Origin of the sequence: Enterobacter sp. CPE_E863, assembly GCF_046521465.1 — a bacterium.
Lineage (GTDB): Bacteria > Pseudomonadota > Gammaproteobacteria > Enterobacterales > Enterobacteriaceae > Enterobacter > Enterobacter adelaidei.
In genome coordinates, this window is sequence record NZ_JBKFZX010000001.1 from 1 (window position 1) to 15,660 (window position 15,660).

At 55.6% G+C, this 15,660-nt stretch carries 14 protein-coding genes; 12 read left to right on the top strand and 2 right to left on the bottom strand.

The genetic code is table 11. The features are described 5' to 3' along the window. From dnaA to gyrB, 4 genes are all read left to right on the top strand, one after another. Positions 1 to 1,395 (top strand): chromosomal replication initiator protein DnaA (gene dnaA, locus ACLHV8_RS00005; RefSeq protein WP_410376727.1); only part of this gene is annotated, 1,395 nt, incomplete at its 5' end. A gap of 4 nt (positions 1,396 to 1,399) precedes the next feature. Beyond that, complete coding sequence (dnaN, locus tag ACLHV8_RS00010) at positions 1,400 to 2,500, top strand: DNA polymerase III subunit beta (protein WP_008500170.1); 1,101 nt, start codon at positions 1,400 to 1,402, stop codon at positions 2,498 to 2,500. After that, positions 2,500 to 3,573: a DNA replication/repair protein RecF gene (recF, locus tag ACLHV8_RS00015; protein ID WP_013094779.1), complete on the top strand. Its 1,074-nt coding sequence runs from the start codon at positions 2,500 to 2,502 to the stop codon at positions 3,571 to 3,573. The genes dnaN and recF overlap by 1 nt, the downstream gene beginning before the upstream one ends. A 28-nt stretch (positions 3,574 to 3,601) precedes the next feature. Further along, the gene (gene gyrB / locus ACLHV8_RS00020) at positions 3,602 to 6,013 is read left to right on the top strand and encodes a DNA topoisomerase (ATP-hydrolyzing) subunit B (protein WP_028017779.1); all 2,412 of its coding nucleotides are present in this window, start codon (positions 3,602 to 3,604) and stop codon (positions 6,011 to 6,013) included. Between the two features lie 34 nt (positions 6,014 to 6,047). Here the strand turns inward: gyrB and ACLHV8_RS00025 are convergent, their stop codons facing one another. After that, positions 6,048 to 6,983 carry a LysR family transcriptional regulator gene (locus tag ACLHV8_RS00025; RefSeq protein ID WP_208594878.1) on the bottom strand — a complete coding sequence of 312 codons (936 nt, stop codon included), beginning with the start codon at positions 6,981 to 6,983 and terminating at the stop codon, positions 6,048 to 6,050. 110 nt (positions 6,984 to 7,093) lie between these two features. Between ACLHV8_RS00025 and ACLHV8_RS00030 the strand changes: the two genes are divergently transcribed. From ACLHV8_RS00030 to ACLHV8_RS00065, 8 genes are all read left to right on the top strand, one after another. Continuing rightward, on the top strand, positions 7,094 to 8,119 hold the full coding sequence (locus ACLHV8_RS00030; RefSeq protein ID WP_208594877.1) for a zinc-dependent alcohol dehydrogenase family protein: 1,026 nt from the start codon (positions 7,094 to 7,096) through the stop codon (positions 8,117 to 8,119). A gap of 115 nt (positions 8,120 to 8,234) precedes the next feature. Beyond that, on the top strand, positions 8,235 to 9,047 hold the full coding sequence (gene yidA / locus ACLHV8_RS00035; RefSeq protein WP_208594876.1) for a sugar-phosphatase: 813 nt from the start codon (positions 8,235 to 8,237) through the stop codon (positions 9,045 to 9,047). 225 nt (positions 9,048 to 9,272) lie between these two features. Beyond that, complete coding sequence (gene dgoR, locus ACLHV8_RS00040; RefSeq protein WP_003861109.1) at positions 9,273 to 9,962, top strand: D-galactonate utilization transcriptional regulator DgoR; 690 nt, start codon at positions 9,273 to 9,275, stop codon at positions 9,960 to 9,962. Continuing rightward, the gene (locus tag ACLHV8_RS00045; RefSeq protein ID WP_208594875.1) at positions 9,959 to 10,837 is read left to right on the top strand and encodes a 2-dehydro-3-deoxygalactonokinase; all 879 of its coding nucleotides are present in this window, start codon (positions 9,959 to 9,961) and stop codon (positions 10,835 to 10,837) included. Before dgoR ends, ACLHV8_RS00045 begins: the two co-directional genes overlap by 4 nt. Beyond that, positions 10,821 to 11,438, top strand: coding sequence for a 2-dehydro-3-deoxy-6-phosphogalactonate aldolase (locus ACLHV8_RS00050; protein WP_129324378.1), 618 nt, complete (start codon positions 10,821 to 10,823; stop codon positions 11,436 to 11,438). Before ACLHV8_RS00045 ends, ACLHV8_RS00050 begins: the two co-directional genes overlap by 17 nt. Then, on the top strand, positions 11,435 to 12,583 hold the full coding sequence (dgoD, locus tag ACLHV8_RS00055) for a galactonate dehydratase (RefSeq protein WP_049007075.1): 1,149 nt from the start codon (positions 11,435 to 11,437) through the stop codon (positions 12,581 to 12,583). Before ACLHV8_RS00050 ends, dgoD begins: the two co-directional genes overlap by 4 nt. A gap of 74 nt (positions 12,584 to 12,657) precedes the next feature. Beyond that, the gene (locus ACLHV8_RS00060; RefSeq protein ID WP_208594874.1) at positions 12,658 to 13,995 is read left to right on the top strand and encodes an MFS transporter; all 1,338 of its coding nucleotides are present in this window, start codon (positions 12,658 to 12,660) and stop codon (positions 13,993 to 13,995) included. A gap of 51 nt (positions 13,996 to 14,046) precedes the next feature. Next, positions 14,047 to 15,276 (top strand): DUF3748 domain-containing protein, encoded by a 1,230-nt coding sequence (locus ACLHV8_RS00065; protein WP_208594873.1) that lies wholly within the window; start codon positions 14,047 to 14,049, stop codon positions 15,274 to 15,276. Here ACLHV8_RS00065 and ACLHV8_RS00070 read toward each other — a convergent pair. Beyond that, positions 15,273 to 15,605 carry a YceK/YidQ family lipoprotein gene (locus tag ACLHV8_RS00070; RefSeq protein WP_028017788.1) on the bottom strand — a complete coding sequence of 111 codons (333 nt, stop codon included), beginning with the start codon at positions 15,603 to 15,605 and terminating at the stop codon, positions 15,273 to 15,275. The two genes, ACLHV8_RS00065 and ACLHV8_RS00070, sit on opposite strands and share 4 nt — an antisense overlap. Between the last annotated feature and the right edge of the window lie 55 nt (positions 15,606 to 15,660).

Genomic DNA, 15,660 nt, shown 5'->3' on the forward strand with positions numbered 1-15,660 from the left:
GTGTCACTTTCGCTTTGGCAGCAGTGTCTTGCCCGATTGCAGGATGAGTTACCAGCCACAGAATTCAGTATGTGGATCCGCCCGTTGCAGGCGGAACTGAGCGATAACACGCTGGCTTTGTATGCGCCAAACCGTTTTGTGCTCGATTGGGTAAGGGATAAGTACCTTAATAACATCAATGGACTGCTGAACGATTTCTGCGGGTCAGATGCCCCACAGCTGCGCTTTGAAGTGGGCACAAAGCCGGTCATCCAAACAGTTCGTGAAACCGTGAACGTAGCAGCGCCGGCTCAGGCTGCTCCTGCTCCGGCCCCTCGCGTCGCACCCGCTCGTCAGGGCTGGGATAATGTTCCTGCACCTGCTGAGCCAACCTACCGTTCTAACGTTAACGTTAAACACACGTTCGATAACTTCGTTGAAGGTAAGTCGAACCAGCTGGCGCGCGCGGCGGCTCGTCAGGTTGCGGATAACCCCGGAGGTGCCTACAACCCACTGTTCCTTTATGGCGGTACGGGTTTAGGTAAAACGCACCTTCTGCATGCAGTGGGTAACGGCATTATGGCGCGCAAGCCGAATGCGAAAGTGGTGTATATGCACTCCGAGCGCTTCGTTCAGGACATGGTAAAAGCCCTGCAAAACAACGCGATCGAAGAGTTTAAACGCTATTATCGTTCCGTTGACGCCCTGCTAATCGATGACATTCAGTTCTTTGCCAATAAAGAACGATCGCAGGAAGAGTTTTTCCACACCTTCAATGCGCTGCTGGAAGGCAATCAACAGATCATTTTGACCTCGGATCGTTATCCAAAAGAGATCAACGGTGTTGAAGATCGTCTGAAATCCCGCTTTGGCTGGGGTCTGACCGTGGCGATCGAGCCACCGGAGCTGGAAACCCGCGTTGCGATCCTGATGAAGAAAGCCGATGAAAACGACATTCGCCTGCCGGGTGAAGTGGCGTTCTTCATTGCCAAGCGTCTGCGCTCCAATGTGCGTGAGCTGGAAGGGGCACTGAACCGTGTTATTGCCAATGCCAACTTTACCGGCCGTGCGATCACGATCGATTTTGTGCGTGAAGCGCTGCGAGATTTGCTGGCATTGCAGGAAAAATTAGTCACCATCGACAATATTCAAAAGACGGTGGCTGAGTACTACAAGATCAAAGTGGCAGATTTACTGTCTAAACGTCGTTCCCGCTCGGTGGCGCGTCCGCGTCAGATGGCGATGGCGCTGGCAAAGGAGTTAACCAACCACAGTCTGCCGGAAATCGGGGATGCGTTTGGTGGCCGTGACCATACGACCGTGCTGCACGCTTGTCGCAAGATTGAGCAGTTACGTGAAGAAAGCCACGACATAAAAGAAGATTTTTCCAATTTAATCAGAACATTATCATCGTGACGCTATGAAATTTACTGTTGAACGTGAACATTTATTAAAACCGCTGCAACAGGTGAGTGGCCCATTAGGTGGCCGCCCAACGCTGCCTATTCTCGGAAACCTGCTGCTTCAGGTCGCGGACGGTACGCTGTCGCTGACCGGCACAGACCTGGAAATGGAAATGATCGCGCGCGTTACGCTGACTCAGCCACACGACGCGGGTGCGACCACGGTTCCGGCACGTAAATTCTTTGATATTTGCCGTGGGTTGCCGGAAGGCGCTGAAATCGCCGTGCAGCTGGAGGGCGACCGCATGCTGGTGCGCTCTGGCCGCAGCCGTTTCTCGCTTTCCACGCTGCCTGCTGCGGACTTCCCGAACCTGGACGACTGGCAGAGTGAAGTTGAATTCACCCTGCCACAGGCGACGATGAAGCGTCTGATTGAAGCCACGCAGTTTTCTATGGCGCATCAGGACGTTCGATACTACTTAAACGGCATGCTGTTCGAAACCGAAGGTGAAGAGCTGCGTACCGTGGCGACCGACGGCCACCGTCTGGCGGTCTGTTCCATGCCAATTGGCGACTCACTGCCAAACCATTCGGTGATCGTGCCGCGTAAAGGCGTGATTGAGCTGATGCGCATGCTCGACGGTGGTGATACCCCGCTGCGCGTGCAGATCGGCAGCAACAACATTCGCGCTCATGTAGGCGATTTTGTCTTCACCTCGAAGCTGGTTGACGGTCGTTTCCCGGATTATCGCCGCGTATTGCCGAAGAATCCGGACAAAACGCTGGAAGCGGGTTGCGATAGCCTCAAGCAGGCGTTTGCCCGTGCCGCCATTCTCTCTAACGAGAAATTCCGCGGTGTGCGCCTGTATGTGAGCGAAAACCAGATCAAAATCACCGCTAACAACCCGGAGCAGGAAGAAGCAGAAGAAATTCTGGACGTCACCTACGCCGGGGCTGAGATGGAAATCGGCTTTAACGTCAGCTACGTGCTGGATGTGCTGAATGCACTGAAATGCGAGAACGTGCGCATCCTGCTGACCGATTCCGTTTCAAGCGTACAGATTGAAGATGCCGCATCACAGTCGGCTGCCTATGTTGTCATGCCAATGAGACTGTAATGTCGCTCACCCGTCTGTTGATCCGCGACTTTCGCAATATTGAAAGCGCGGATCTTGCTTTATCCCCGGGCTTTAACTTCCTGGTTGGCGCGAATGGCAGCGGTAAAACCAGCGTGCTGGAAGCCATCTACACGCTCGGCCATGGCCGGGCGTTTCGCAGTTTGCAGATTGGTCGCGTCATTCGCCATGAGCAGGAGTCCTTTGTTCTGCACGGGCGTTTACAGGGTGAAGAGCGGGAAACCGCCATCGGCCTGACCAAAGACAAGCAGGGCGACAGCAAGGTACGTATCGACGGTACCGACGGCCACAAGGTGGCGGAGCTGGCACTGCTGATGCCAATGCAGCTGATTACGCCGGAGGGGTTTACTTTACTCAACGGCGGCCCCAAATACAGAAGAGCGTTCCTTGACTGGGGATGCTTTCACAACGAAGCCGGTTTCTTTAACGCCTGGAGCAACCTGAAGCGTCTGCTTAAGCAGCGTAACGCTGCACTGCGCCAGGTCACCCGTTACGCCCAGCTGCGTCCGTGGGACATGGAGTTAATCCCTCTCGCGGAACAAATCAGCCGCTGGCGTGCCGAATACAGCGCAGGTATTGCCGAAGACATGGCGGATACCTGCAAACAGTTTTTACCTGAGTTCTCTCTCACCTTCTCCTTCCAGCGCGGCTGGGAGAAAGAGACGGATTATGCCGAGGTGTTAGAGAGAAACTTCGAGCGTGACCGCATGTTGACCTACACCGCGCATGGCCCGCACAAGGCGGATTTCCGCATTCGTGCCGACGGTGCGCCGGTGGAAGACACGCTGTCGCGCGGGCAGCTTAAGCTCCTGATGTGCGCGCTACGCCTGGCACAGGGGGAATTTCTCACCCGCGAAAGCGGGCGACGCTGCCTGTACCTGATAGATGATTTTGCCTCGGAACTTGACGACGCGCGGCGTGGGCTGCTTGCCAGCCGCTTAAAAGCCACGCAGTCGCAGGTTTTCGTCAGCGCCATTAGCGCTGAACACGTTATGGACATGTCGGACGAAAATTCGAAGATGTTTACCGTGGAAAAGGGTAAAATAACGGATTAACCCAAGTTGAAATGAGCGAGAAACGTTGATGTCGAATTCTTATGACTCCTCCAGTATCAAAGTCCTGAAAGGGCTGGATGCGGTGCGTAAGCGCCCGGGTATGTATATCGGCGACACGGATGACGGCACCGGTCTGCACCACATGGTATTCGAGGTGGTAGATAACGCTATCGACGAAGCGCTCGCGGGTCACTGTAAAGACATCGTGGTCACGATCCATGCGGATAACTCCGTCTCCGTCACCGATGATGGTCGTGGCATCCCAACCGGTATCCACCCGGAGGAAGGCGTGTCCGCTGCGGAAGTTATCATGACCGTGCTGCACGCAGGCGGTAAGTTCGATGATAACTCCTATAAAGTTTCCGGCGGTCTGCACGGCGTAGGTGTCTCCGTGGTTAACGCCCTTTCGCAGAAGCTGGAGCTGGTTATTCAGCGCGAAGGCAAAATTCACCGCCAGCTGTATACCCACGGCGTGCCGCAGGCACCGCTGGCCGTCACTGGCGATACCGACAAAACCGGTACCATGGTGCGCTTCTGGCCAAGCCTGGAAACCTTCACTAACGTCACCGAATTCGAGTACGACATCCTGGCGAAACGCCTGCGTGAACTGTCGTTCCTGAACTCTGGCGTCTCTATTCGTCTGCGTGATAAACGCGACAACAAAGAAGACCACTTCCATTACGAAGGCGGTATCAAGGCGTTCGTTGAGTATCTGAACAAGAACAAAACGCCAATTCACCCGAATATCTTCTACTTCTCCACCGAAAAAGACGGTATCGGCGTAGAAGTGGCGCTGCAGTGGAACGATGGTTTCCAGGAAAACATCTACTGCTTCACCAACAACATTCCACAGCGTGACGGCGGTACTCACCTGGCGGGCTTCCGTGCGGCGATGACCCGTACTTTGAACGCCTACATGGACAAAGAAGGCTACAGCAAAAAAGCGAAAGTCAGCGCCACCGGTGACGATGCCCGTGAAGGCCTGATTGCTGTGGTTTCCGTGAAGGTGCCGGATCCGAAGTTCTCCTCACAGACCAAAGACAAACTGGTCTCTTCTGAGGTGAAATCGGCGGTTGAACAGCAGATGAACGAACTGCTGAGCGACTACCTGCAGGAAAACCCGTCTGACGCGAAAATCGTTGTCGGCAAAATTATTGATGCGGCACGTGCCCGTGAAGCGGCGCGTAAAGCCCGTGAAATGACCCGTCGTAAAGGCGCACTGGACTTAGCAGGCCTGCCAGGCAAACTGGCTGACTGTCAGGAACGTGACCCGGCGCTGTCTGAACTGTACCTTGTGGAAGGGGACTCCGCGGGCGGTTCTGCGAAGCAGGGCCGTAACCGTAAGAACCAGGCTATCCTGCCGCTGAAGGGTAAAATCCTCAACGTTGAGAAAGCGCGCTTCGACAAAATGCTCTCTTCTCAGGAAGTGGCGACGCTCATCACCGCCCTGGGCTGCGGCATTGGCCGTGATGAGTACAACCCGGACAAACTGCGCTATCACAGCATCATCATCATGACCGATGCGGACGTCGACGGCTCGCACATCCGTACGCTGCTGTTGACCTTCTTCTATCGTCAGATGCCGGAAATCGTTGAACGTGGCCACGTCTACATTGCACAGCCACCGCTGTACAAAGTGAAGAAAGGCAAACAGGAACAGTACATCAAAGATGATGACGCGATGGATCAGTATCAAATCGCCATCGCCCTTGATGGTGCGACTCTGCACGCGAACTCCAGCGCACCAGCACTGGCAGGTGAGCCGCTGGAACGCCTGGTGTCTGAGTTCAACGCCACGCAGAAAATGATTGGTCGTATGGAGCGTCGTTATCCGAAAGCGCTGCTGAAGGAGCTGGTTTATCAGCCAACGCTGACCGAAGCTGACCTGAGCGATGAACAAACCGTGACCCGCTGGGTGAATACCCTGGTAAGCGAGCTGAACGAGAAAGAACAGCACGGTAGCCAGTGGAAATTCGATGTTCAGCAGAACGCCGCTCAACAGTTCGAGCCGATTGTTCGCGTGCGTACCCATGGTGTCGACACTGACTATCCGCTGGAGCACGAATTTGTGACCGGCCCGGAATACCGCCGTATCTGCACGCTCGGTGAGAAGCTGCGCGGTCTGATCGAGGACGATGCGTTTATCGAACGTGGCGACCGTCGTCAGCCGGTAGCCAGCTTCGAACAGGCGCTGGATTGGCTGGTGAAAGAGTCCCGTCGCGGTCTGTCTATCCAGCGTTATAAAGGTCTGGGTGAAATGAACCCGGATCAGCTGTGGGAAACCACTATGGATCCGGAAAGCCGCCGCATGCTGCGCGTGACCGTTAAAGACGCGATTGCTGCTGACCAGCTGTTCACTACCCTGATGGGCGATGCGGTTGAACCACGTCGTGCCTTCATCGAAGAGAACGCCCTGAAAGCGGCTAATATCGATATCTAATCGTCGTTATCCCGCACGAAATATGGCCGCGCTTTTAGCGCGGCTTTTTTGTGGGCGCAGGCATATCCAGCGACATCACGGACGGCAAACGGCTCGCCAGCGTATCTATCGCAATTCTTACCCTCAGCGGCAGATGCGGCGTCTGCTGCCAGACCGCGTGAACGTCGAAACGCACATCCGGTGCCTGCTTTAAGAGCGGGATGAGTTTTCCCTGATGAATTTCTTTGCTGACCATCCAGCAGGGTAGCCATGCAATGCCGTGTCCGGCCAATGCAGCGTCGCAGATCGCCTGCAAATCATCCATATTGAGTGACGAACGGGGAGTAAACGTATGCGATGTTCCTTCGTTATCCATCAGTTGCCAGGGGAGCACTCTGCCTGCGCGCAGATAGTTAATGGCGGTATGCAGGGGTAAATCATCAACGCTTTGTGGCTGCCCTTTCTTCAGCAGATAATCCGGCGCGGCGCACAGCACCATGCGGTGCTCCCCCAGCCTTCTGGCAACCAGCACGCTGCTGTCCTGAAGCACGCCGTTACGTACCGCCATATCAAACCCTTCCTCGACAAGATCCACCACGCGGTCACTGAATGACATTTCCAGTTCAAGTCCGGGGTGTTCCTGCGCCAGTTCAATCAACAGCGGGGCGACGCACTGGCGACCAAACAGCACCGGCATGGCAACACGCAGGCGGCCACTGACCTGCTGTTTCCCTGTTTCAAGCAGTGATTCTGCACCGCGAATTTCCTCCAGCGCGCGCAGACAGCGCTCATAAAAAAGCGCGCCGTTATCGGTCAGGCTCTGGCTGCGGGTGGTGCGCTGGAATAGACGAACGCCCAGTCGCTCTTCGAGGCGAGCGATACTTTTCCCTACCGCCGAGCGCGATAAATGCAGGCGAGTTGCGGCCTGAGCAAAACTCCCCGCCTCAACGGCGGCCACAAAAACAGGAATATCCTTCAGTGTATCGGTCATGAATTGTATCCATTGTGGCGACAATAAAGAGAAAACTTATCGCCACTGGTGATGGTGAGTCAACGGTAGACTGTGAGTACTGAAACTCATTTGATGGCTGGAGAAATACAATGGCAGAGACAATGCAACGCTGGTCGATGAACACCCTCGGGCGCGAGAACCTCAGACTCATTCAGGAACCTGTTCCACAGCCTGGTCCGGGTGAAGTGCGTGTGCGGGTGAATGCCGTTGCGCTCAACTACCGCGATAAAATGGTGATTGAAGGCAACATGCCGATTTCACGTTCCTTCCCGTTTACGCCGGCGTCTGACATGGCGGGCGTGGTGGACAGCATTGGCGAAGGTGTGACACGTTTCAAACCCGGCGCTCGCGTCATCTCAACCTTCTTCCCTGAGTGGATCGACGGCAAGCCGCAGGCGGACGCGCGCAATTTGCCCTATAGAACGTCCGGTGGATACTTCCAGGGGATGCTGGCTGAATATGTGATTGTGAATGCAGACTGGCTGGTGGCCGCCCCGGAAACACTGGATGACGCAGAGGCCAGCACCCTACCCTGCGCAGGGCTTACCGCATGGTTTGCGCTGGTGGAACGCGGCCAGTTACGCGCCGGGCAATCGGTGCTGGTACAGGGGACGGGCGGCGTAGCGATATTCGCCCTGCAAATTGCAAAAGCACACGGAGCAGAGGTTTTTGTCACGTCCGGGAGTGATGAAAAACTGGCACTGGCCAAAAAACTCGGGGCTGACAAAGGGATCAACAGGCTGAAAGGTGACTGGGCTGAAGCCATTCTGGCGCTGACTCAGGATCGCGGTATCGACCATATTATCGAAACCGTAGGGGGTGAAAATCTGAAGTATTCCCTGCGCGCCGTTGCCGTTCATGGACGTATCTCGGTTATCGGCGTTCTGGCCGGGACCGAAATTTCACTCCCAGCTGGCGAGCTGTTGCTGAAATCTCCGGTTATTCAGGGGATTGGCGTTGGGCATCGTCGGGCGCTGGAGGATTTCGTTCAGGCTGTCGATGTAACCGGATTAAAACCTGTGATTGAGCATCGCTACCGTTTTGACGAGCTTGAACAGGCGCTTGAGCACCTCGATCGCGGTGCGTTTGGCAAAATAGTCCTCACCCGCGAGTGAATTGTCGTTCCCCGGGATAAGCCTGAAAAGGGGTGATCTGGTTGCGCAATCTAGCTCTATTTTTGTGTGCTTAATCGCGTTAGCATGGGTTGCATTCATTTATTCCGGGGACCTCATGGCTATCAAACTCATTGCAATCGATATGGACGGCACACTGCTGCTGCCAGACCACACCATCTCTCCAGCCGTTAAAAACGCAATTGCCGCGGCACGCGCAAAGGGCGTGAATGTGGTACTGACCACTGGCCGTCCGTATGCCGGTGTGCACAGCTACCTGAAAGAGCTGCACATGAATCAGCCGGGCGATTACTGCATTACTTATAACGGCGCGCTGGTGCAGAAAGCTGCGGATGGCAGTACGGTTGCGCAAACCGCGCTGAGCTATGATGACTATCTGTTCCTCGAAAAGCTGTCCCGCGAAGTGGGTTCTCACTTTCACGCGCTCGATCGCAACACGCTCTATACCGCCAACCGTGATATCAGCTACTACACGGTACATGAATCCTACGTTGCCACCATTCCGCTGGTGTTCTGTGAAGCCGAGAAAATGGACCCGGCGACGCAGTTCCTTAAAGTGATGATGATTGACGAGCCCGAGATCCTCGATAAAGCGATTGCACGCATCCCTGCCGAGGTGAAAGAGAAATACACCGTGCTGAAAAGCGCGCCGTACTTCCTCGAAATTCTCGATAAACGCGTGAATAAAGGTACCGGTGTTAAATCACTGGCCGATGCTCTGGGCATCAAACCTGAGGAGATTATGGCCCTGGGCGATCAGGAAAACGACATCGCGATGATTGAATACGCGGGTATGGGCGTGGCAATGGACAACGCGATCCCGTCGGTAAAAGAAGTGGCCAATTTTGTCACCAAATCCAACCTGGAAGACGGTGTGGCGTACGCCATTGAGAAATTTGTCCTGCGGTAACAGCAACCAAAATCATCAGCCTCGGTTATCAACCGGGGCTTTTTTTTGCGCTGAATTTATTGGATTGTTCTTTTTGTGATCTTGATTGTGGTACAACATGGATTGATTGTACTACATTGTCATCACGATAAAGATGAAAGGCCTCACGTTTGTACTGCAAAAGTGAGGCGAAATTCGGCGGGCACGGTAAAGTAGTGATGGACATACAGAGCACAAGGACTCTCCATGACGCTTAACAAAACCGATCGCATTGTCATCACGCTGGGCACTCAAATTGTGGGGGGCAAATACGTCCCGGGTTCGCCGCTCCCTGCTGAGGCCGAACTGTGTGAGGAGTTTGAAACCTCGCGCAACATCATCCGGGAAGTGTTCCGCTCGCTGATGGCGAAGCGGCTGATTGAAATGAAACGCTATCGCGGCGCGTTTGTCGCTCCTCGCAACCAGTGGAACTACCTCGATACCGACGTATTGCAGTGGGTTCTGGAAAACGACTACGACCCACGGCTGATTGGCGCGATGAGTGAAGTCCGAAACCTGGTGGAACCGGCCATCGCCCGCTGGGCGGCGGAGCGCGCAACCTCCGGCGATTTGGCCCAGATTGAGTCGGCTTTAAACGACATGATCGCTAATAACCAGAACCGGGAGGCGTTCAACGAGGCGGACATTCGCTATCACGAGGCGGTGCTGCAGTCGGTGCACAACCCGGTGTTACAGCAGCTTAGCGTGGCGATCAGCTCGCTACAGCGAGCGGTATTTGAACGAACCTGGATGGGCGATGAGGCCAACATGCCAAAAACGCTCCAGGAACATAAAGCGCTGTTCGATGCGATAAGGCATCAGGACGGCGATGCGGCAGAGCAGGCGGCCCTCACGATGATCGCCAGCTCGACACGAAGGCTGAAGGAAATCACATGACATCTCGCTACATCGCAATTGACTGGGGATCGACCAACCTGCGCGCCTGGCTTTATCAGGGCGAGCAGTGCCTGGAGAGCAGGCAATCAGAAGCAGGCGTGACGCGCCTGAACGGTAAATCCCCCGAGGCGGTGTTAGCAGAGGTGACGCAAAACTGGCGCGATGGCGCCACGCCGGTGGTAATGGCGGGCATGGTCGGCAGCAACGTGGGCTGGAAAATCGCCCCTTACCTGCCGGTTCCTGCGCATTTCTCTGCCATTGGCGAGCAGTTAACGTCCGTTGATGACAATGCCTGGATTATTCCCGGCCTGTGCGTCTCTCGCGACGATAACCACAACGTGATGCGCGGCGAAGAGACACAGTTGCTTGGCGCGCGCACACTTTCTCCTTCTTCTGTTTACGTTATGCCCGGTACGCACTGCAAGTGGGTGCAGGCCGATGCTGAGCAAATCCATGATTTTCGCACCGTAATGACCGGCGAACTGCACCATTTGCTGCTGACGCATTCGCTGGTGGGGGCGGGGTTGCCAGCGCAAGAGACGTCGCCCGCAGCGTTTACCGCCGGGCTTGAGCGTGGTCTCGCATCACCTGATGTTCTGCCGAAACTCTTCGAAGTTCGCGCCTCGCACGTGCTGGGAAATCTCCCGCGCGAGCAGGTTAGCGAATTTCTCTCAGGCCTGCTGATTGGCGCAGAAGTCGCGACCATGCGCGATTTTGTCCCGACCGGGCAGGCAATCACGATTGTTGCCGGAAGCGCGTTAACGTCGCGCTATCAGCAGGCATTTCACGCTATTGGGCGTGATGTGGCGGCGATCTCTGGCGATACGGCATTTCAGGCAGGAATAAGGAGCATCGCTCATGCAGTGGCAAACTGATCTTCCCCTTATCGCGATTTTGCGCGGCATTACGCCCGATGAGGCGATCGCGCACGTAGGCGCAGTGATTGACGCCGGGTTCGATGCGGTGGAAATCCCGCTCAACTCTCCCGAGTGGAAAAAAAGTATTCCGGCCGTGGTGGATGCCTTTGGTGATAAGGCACTGATTGGCGCGGGAACCGTGTTACACCCGGAGCAGGTGGATGAGCTGGCGAAAATGGGCTGCAAGCTTATCGTCACGCCCAACATTAATCCTGAAGTGATCCGCCGCGCGGTGAGCTACGGCATGACCGTTTGTCCGGGATGTGCGACAGCTACGGAAGCCTTTACTGCCCTCGATGCGGGCGCGCAGGCGCTCAAAATTTTCCCGTCATCGGCCTTTGGCCCGGACTACATCAAAGCGCTTAAAGCGGTATTACCCACCAGCGTGCCGGTCTTTGCCGTGGGCGGTGTCACGCCAGAAAACCTGGCGCAGTGGATGAAAGCCGGTTGTGTGGGGGCGGGTCTGGGCAGCGATCTCTATCGCGCCGGGCAGTCAGTTGAACAAACCGCGCAGCAGGCGACAGCATTTGTGAAAGCGTATCGAGAGGCAGTGAAATGAAAATTACCAAACTCACCACGTACCGTTTACCCCCGCGCTGGATGTTCCTGAAAATCGAAACCGACGAAGGCGTTGTCGGCTGGGGCGAGCCGGTGATTGAAGGGCGTGCGCGCACCGTTGAAGCGGCAGTGCATGAGCTGGGCGAATACCTGATTGGCCAGGATCCGGCGCGCATTAACGACCTGTGGCAGGTGATGTATCGCGCGGGCTTCTACCGTGGCGGCCCGATCCTGATGAGCGCTATCGCCGGTATCGACCAGGCGCTGTGGGATATCAAAGGTAAAGTCCTGAATGCGCCGGTCTGGCAATTAATGGGCGGCCTGGTGCGCGACAAAATCAAAGCCTACAGCTGGGTGGGCGGCGACCGCCCTGCGGAAGTGATCGACGGCATTAAGCAGCTGAGCAATATCGGTTTTGACACCTTCAAGCTCAACGGCTGTGAAGAGATGGGCGTTATTGATAACTCGCGTGCGGTAGACCGTGCGGTAAATACCGTCGCGCAAATCCGTGAAGCCTTCGGCAACGAGATTGAGTTTGGTCTGGATTTCCACGGCCGCGTCAGTGCGCCAATGGCTAAAGTGCTGATTAAAGAGCTTGAGCCGTATCGTCCGCTGTTTATCGAAGAGCCGGTGCTGGCCGAGCAGGCGGAGTACTATCCGAAACTGGCTGAGCAGACCCATATTCCTATCGCGGCGGGTGAACGTATGTTCTCGCGTTTCGAGTTCAAACGCGTGCTGGAAGCGGGCGGCATTGCCATACTGCAACCCGATCTCTCCCACGCAGGCGGCATCACCGAATGCTACAAAATTGCCGGAATGGCGGAAGCCTACGATGTGGCGCTGGCACCGCACTGTCCGCTTGGGCCGATCGCGCTGGCTGCCTGTCTGCACGTGGATTTTGTCTCCCGCAATGCTGTGTTCCAGGAACAGAGCATGGGCATTCACTATAACAAGGGCGCGGAACTGCTCGACTTTGTGAAAAACAAAGAAGACTTCAGCATGGAAGGTGGTTTCTTTAAACCGTTAACGAAGCCGGGCCTTGGCGTGGATATTGACGAAGCCAAAGTCATTGAGCTCAGCAAAAATGCGCCGGACTGGCGTAATCCACTCTGGCGTCATGAAGACGGTTCCGTAGCCGAGTGGTAGTTCGCCGGATGGCGCTTCGCCACCGGACAAAAACCTTACCTACAAAAAATATAACCCTCTGTAAATTACAGGGCATGGTGAGCGGCTTCGCTATGCCCAAAATCTGGAGACAGATTGCGATGGATATTCCAGTTACTGCTACAAAAACCGGGCGTCGCCGCTACCTGACGCTGATTATGATCTTTATCACCGTGGTCATTTGCTATGTCGACCGCGCCAACCTTGCCGTGGCATCGGCCCATATTCAGGAAGAGTTTGGCATCACCAAAGCGGAAATGGGCTACGTCTTTTCGGCGTTCGCCTGGCTTTATACGCTTTGTCAGATCCCCGGTGGCTGGTTCCTTGACCGCGTGGGCTCGCGCCTGACTTATTTCATCGCCATTTTTGGCTGGTCCGTGGCGACGCTGTTCCAGGGCTTCGCGACCGGGCTGATGTCGCTAATTGGTCTGCGCGCCATCACCGGGATTTTCGAAGCCCCGGCGTTTCCGACCAACAACCGCATGGTGACCAGCTGGTTCCCGGAACATGAGCGTGCTTCTGCCGTTGGTTTTTACACTTCCGGGCAGTTTGTCGGCCTGGCGTTCCTGACGCCGCTGCTGATCTGGATCCAGGAGCTGCTGAGCTGGCATTGGGTATTTATCGTCACCGGCGGGATCGGCATTATCTGGTCGTTTATCTGGTTCAAGGTTTACCAGCCACCGCGTCTGACTAAAAGCATCACCAAAGCCGAGCTGGACTACATCCGCGACGGCGGTGGCCTGGTGGACGGTGATGCGCCGGTAAAAAAAGAGGCGCGCCAGCCGCTGACCAAAGCGGACTGGAAGCTGGTTTTCCATCGTAAGCTGGTGGGCGTTTACCTGGGCCAGTTCGCGGTCACCTCTACGCTGTGGTTCTTCCTGACCTGGTTCCCTAACTATCTGACGCAGGAAAAGGGGATCACTGCGCTGAAAGCTGGCTTTATGACTACAGTACCGTTCCTTGCGGCATTCTTCGGTGTACTGCTCTCGGGCTGGCTGGCGGATAAACTGGTGAAGAAAGGCGTCTCGCTGGGTGTCGCGCGCAAAACGCCGATTATCTGCGGCCTGCTGATTTCCACCTGCATCATGGGCGCCAACTACACCAACGATCCGGTATGGATTATGACCCTGATGGCGGTAGCATTCTTCGGCAACGGTTTTGCCTCCATCACCTGGTCACTGGTCTCATCCCTGGCGCCAATGCGTCTGATTGGCCTGACCGGTGGCGTGTTCAACTTTGTCGGTGGGCTCGGCGGCATCACTGTACCGCTGGTCATCGGCTACCTGGCCCAGGATTACGGCTTTGGCCCGGCGCTGGTCTATATCTCAGCGGTAGCACTGATCGGTGCGCTCTCCTACATTCTGCTGGTGGGCGATGTGAAACGAGTAGGCTAAATCCCGCTGATGTTTTACCCTGATGCGACAACTGCGCATCAGGGTATCTCCATGAAACAAATCACCTTCGCTTCCCGCCATCACCAGCTGACCAATATCAATACCTGGACGCCGGACAGCCAGTGGCTCGTCTTTGATGTGCGCCCGTCGGGCGCATCGTTCACCGGTGAAACCATTGAGCGAGTCAATGTCAGTACGGGTGAGGTTGAGGTGATTTATCGTGCCACTGACGGCGCGCATGTCGGCGTGGTGACCGTTCATCCCGCTGAAGATAAGTATGTGTTTATCCACGGCCCGAAACACCCGGATGCAGACTGGCACTATGATTTTCACCATCGTCAGGGGGTGATTGCGCATCATGGCCAGGTGAGCAACCTGGATGCGATGGATATCACCGCGCCTTACACCGCAGGCGCGTTGCGCGGCGGCAGCCACGTACACGTCTTCAGCCCGAACGGGCAGCTCGTTAGCTTTACCTATAACGACCACGTCCTGCACGAGCGCGATCCGAAACTTGATTTACGTAACGTGGGTGTTGCCGCACCGTTTGGCCCAGTGAACCCACAGGGGAACCATCCGCGAGAATATGTCGGTGCATACTGGAGCGTGCTGGTGAGCCGCACGACGCCAACACCTCAGCCCGGCAGCGATGACATCAACCGCGCCTATGAAGAGGGCTGGGTGAGTAATGACCGGCTGGCGTTTATTGGCGATACCCTGTCAGTGCAGGGCGAGAAAGTGCCAGAACTGTTTATTGTTGAGTTGCCTGAGAACGAACAGGGCTGGAAGCAGGCTGGCGATGAGCCTTTGCAGGGTACGACAGAGACCCTGCCTGCCCCGCCAGCAGGGGTTAAGCAGCGTCGTCTGACCTTTACGCATCAAAGGGCGTATCCGGGGCTTGTGAACGTGCCGCGTCACTGGGTGCGCTGTAATCCGCAAGGGACGCAGATCGCGTTTCTGATGCGAGATGATAACGGTATTGTGCAGCTGTGGCTGATCTCTCCTGAGGGTGGCGAGACGCGCCAGTTAACCCATACGGAGAGCGGTATTCAGTCAGCGTTTAACTGGCACCCTTCCGGGAACATGCTGGGATTCGTACTTGAAAATCGGATCGCCTGTTGCGATGCGCAGACTGGTGCGGTGACGTTTTTGACGACCGATCACGGCAACCCACCTTCAGCAGATGCGGTAGTGTTCTCCCCAGACGGACGTTTTATTGCGTGGATGGAAGAGACAGGCGGTTTCCGTCAGCTTTGGTTAACAGAAACCGCGCAACACTAGCGTGGAGGCAATTCAGCGGGCGGAATAACGGCGTTTGTCGCCAGATTCTCCTGCTCGCTTTTTTCTACCCGTGAGCGCACAGAATTGTCCTTACGAAACATATCCCACGGCAGCAGAAGCGTATCCGCCACAGCCGTAAACGGCATATCCAGGATAACCAGGGATTTGGTGCCCCAGTTTGTATCGTCATCGGAGATCATCGCCGCGCTGGCACGTGTCCCCGGATATGTTCCTTCTTTACCGCCGGTGTGAGACATCACGCTCGAACACCCGCAAAGTAAAACTACCCCGCTGAACGTCGTCAGCTTTATCAGAACATTTTTCATCATCACTCAGTCATCATTAATGGCACTGCAAAGACCTGCAACTCAGGTTTATAGCGAG

What these genes read in the sequence shown, in the direction of transcription:
- ACLHV8_RS00045 (WP_208594875.1), top strand. Translation starts at nt 9,959, where the DNA reads ATGACATCTCGCTACATCGCAATTGACTGGGGATCGACCAACCTGCGC.
- dgoD (WP_049007075.1), top strand. Translation starts at nt 11,435, where the DNA reads ATGAAAATTACCAAACTCACCACGTACCGTTTACCCCCGCGCTGGATG.
- ACLHV8_RS00065 (WP_208594873.1), top strand. Translation starts at nt 14,047, where the DNA reads ATGAAACAAATCACCTTCGCTTCCCGCCATCACCAGCTGACCAATATC.
- ACLHV8_RS00070 (WP_028017788.1), bottom strand. Translation starts at nt 15,605, where the DNA reads ATGATGAAAAATGTTCTGATAAAGCTGACGACGTTCAGCGGGGTAGTT.
- dgoR (WP_003861109.1), top strand. Translation starts at nt 9,273, where the DNA reads ATGACGCTTAACAAAACCGATCGCATTGTCATCACGCTGGGCACTCAA.
- ACLHV8_RS00050 (WP_129324378.1), top strand. Translation starts at nt 10,821, where the DNA reads ATGCAGTGGCAAACTGATCTTCCCCTTATCGCGATTTTGCGCGGCATT.
- ACLHV8_RS00060 (WP_208594874.1), top strand. Translation starts at nt 12,658, where the DNA reads ATGGTGAGCGGCTTCGCTATGCCCAAAATCTGGAGACAGATTGCGATG.
- ACLHV8_RS00025 (WP_208594878.1), bottom strand. Translation starts at nt 6,983, where the DNA reads ATGACCGATACACTGAAGGATATTCCTGTTTTTGTGGCCGCCGTTGAG.
- yidA (WP_208594876.1), top strand. Translation starts at nt 8,235, where the DNA reads ATGGCTATCAAACTCATTGCAATCGATATGGACGGCACACTGCTGCTG.
- gyrB (WP_028017779.1), top strand. Translation starts at nt 3,602, where the DNA reads ATGTCGAATTCTTATGACTCCTCCAGTATCAAAGTCCTGAAAGGGCTG.
- ACLHV8_RS00030 (WP_208594877.1), top strand. Translation starts at nt 7,094, where the DNA reads ATGGCAGAGACAATGCAACGCTGGTCGATGAACACCCTCGGGCGCGAG.
- dnaN (WP_008500170.1), top strand. Translation starts at nt 1,400, where the DNA reads ATGAAATTTACTGTTGAACGTGAACATTTATTAAAACCGCTGCAACAG.
- recF (WP_013094779.1), top strand. Translation starts at nt 2,500, where the DNA reads ATGTCGCTCACCCGTCTGTTGATCCGCGACTTTCGCAATATTGAAAGC.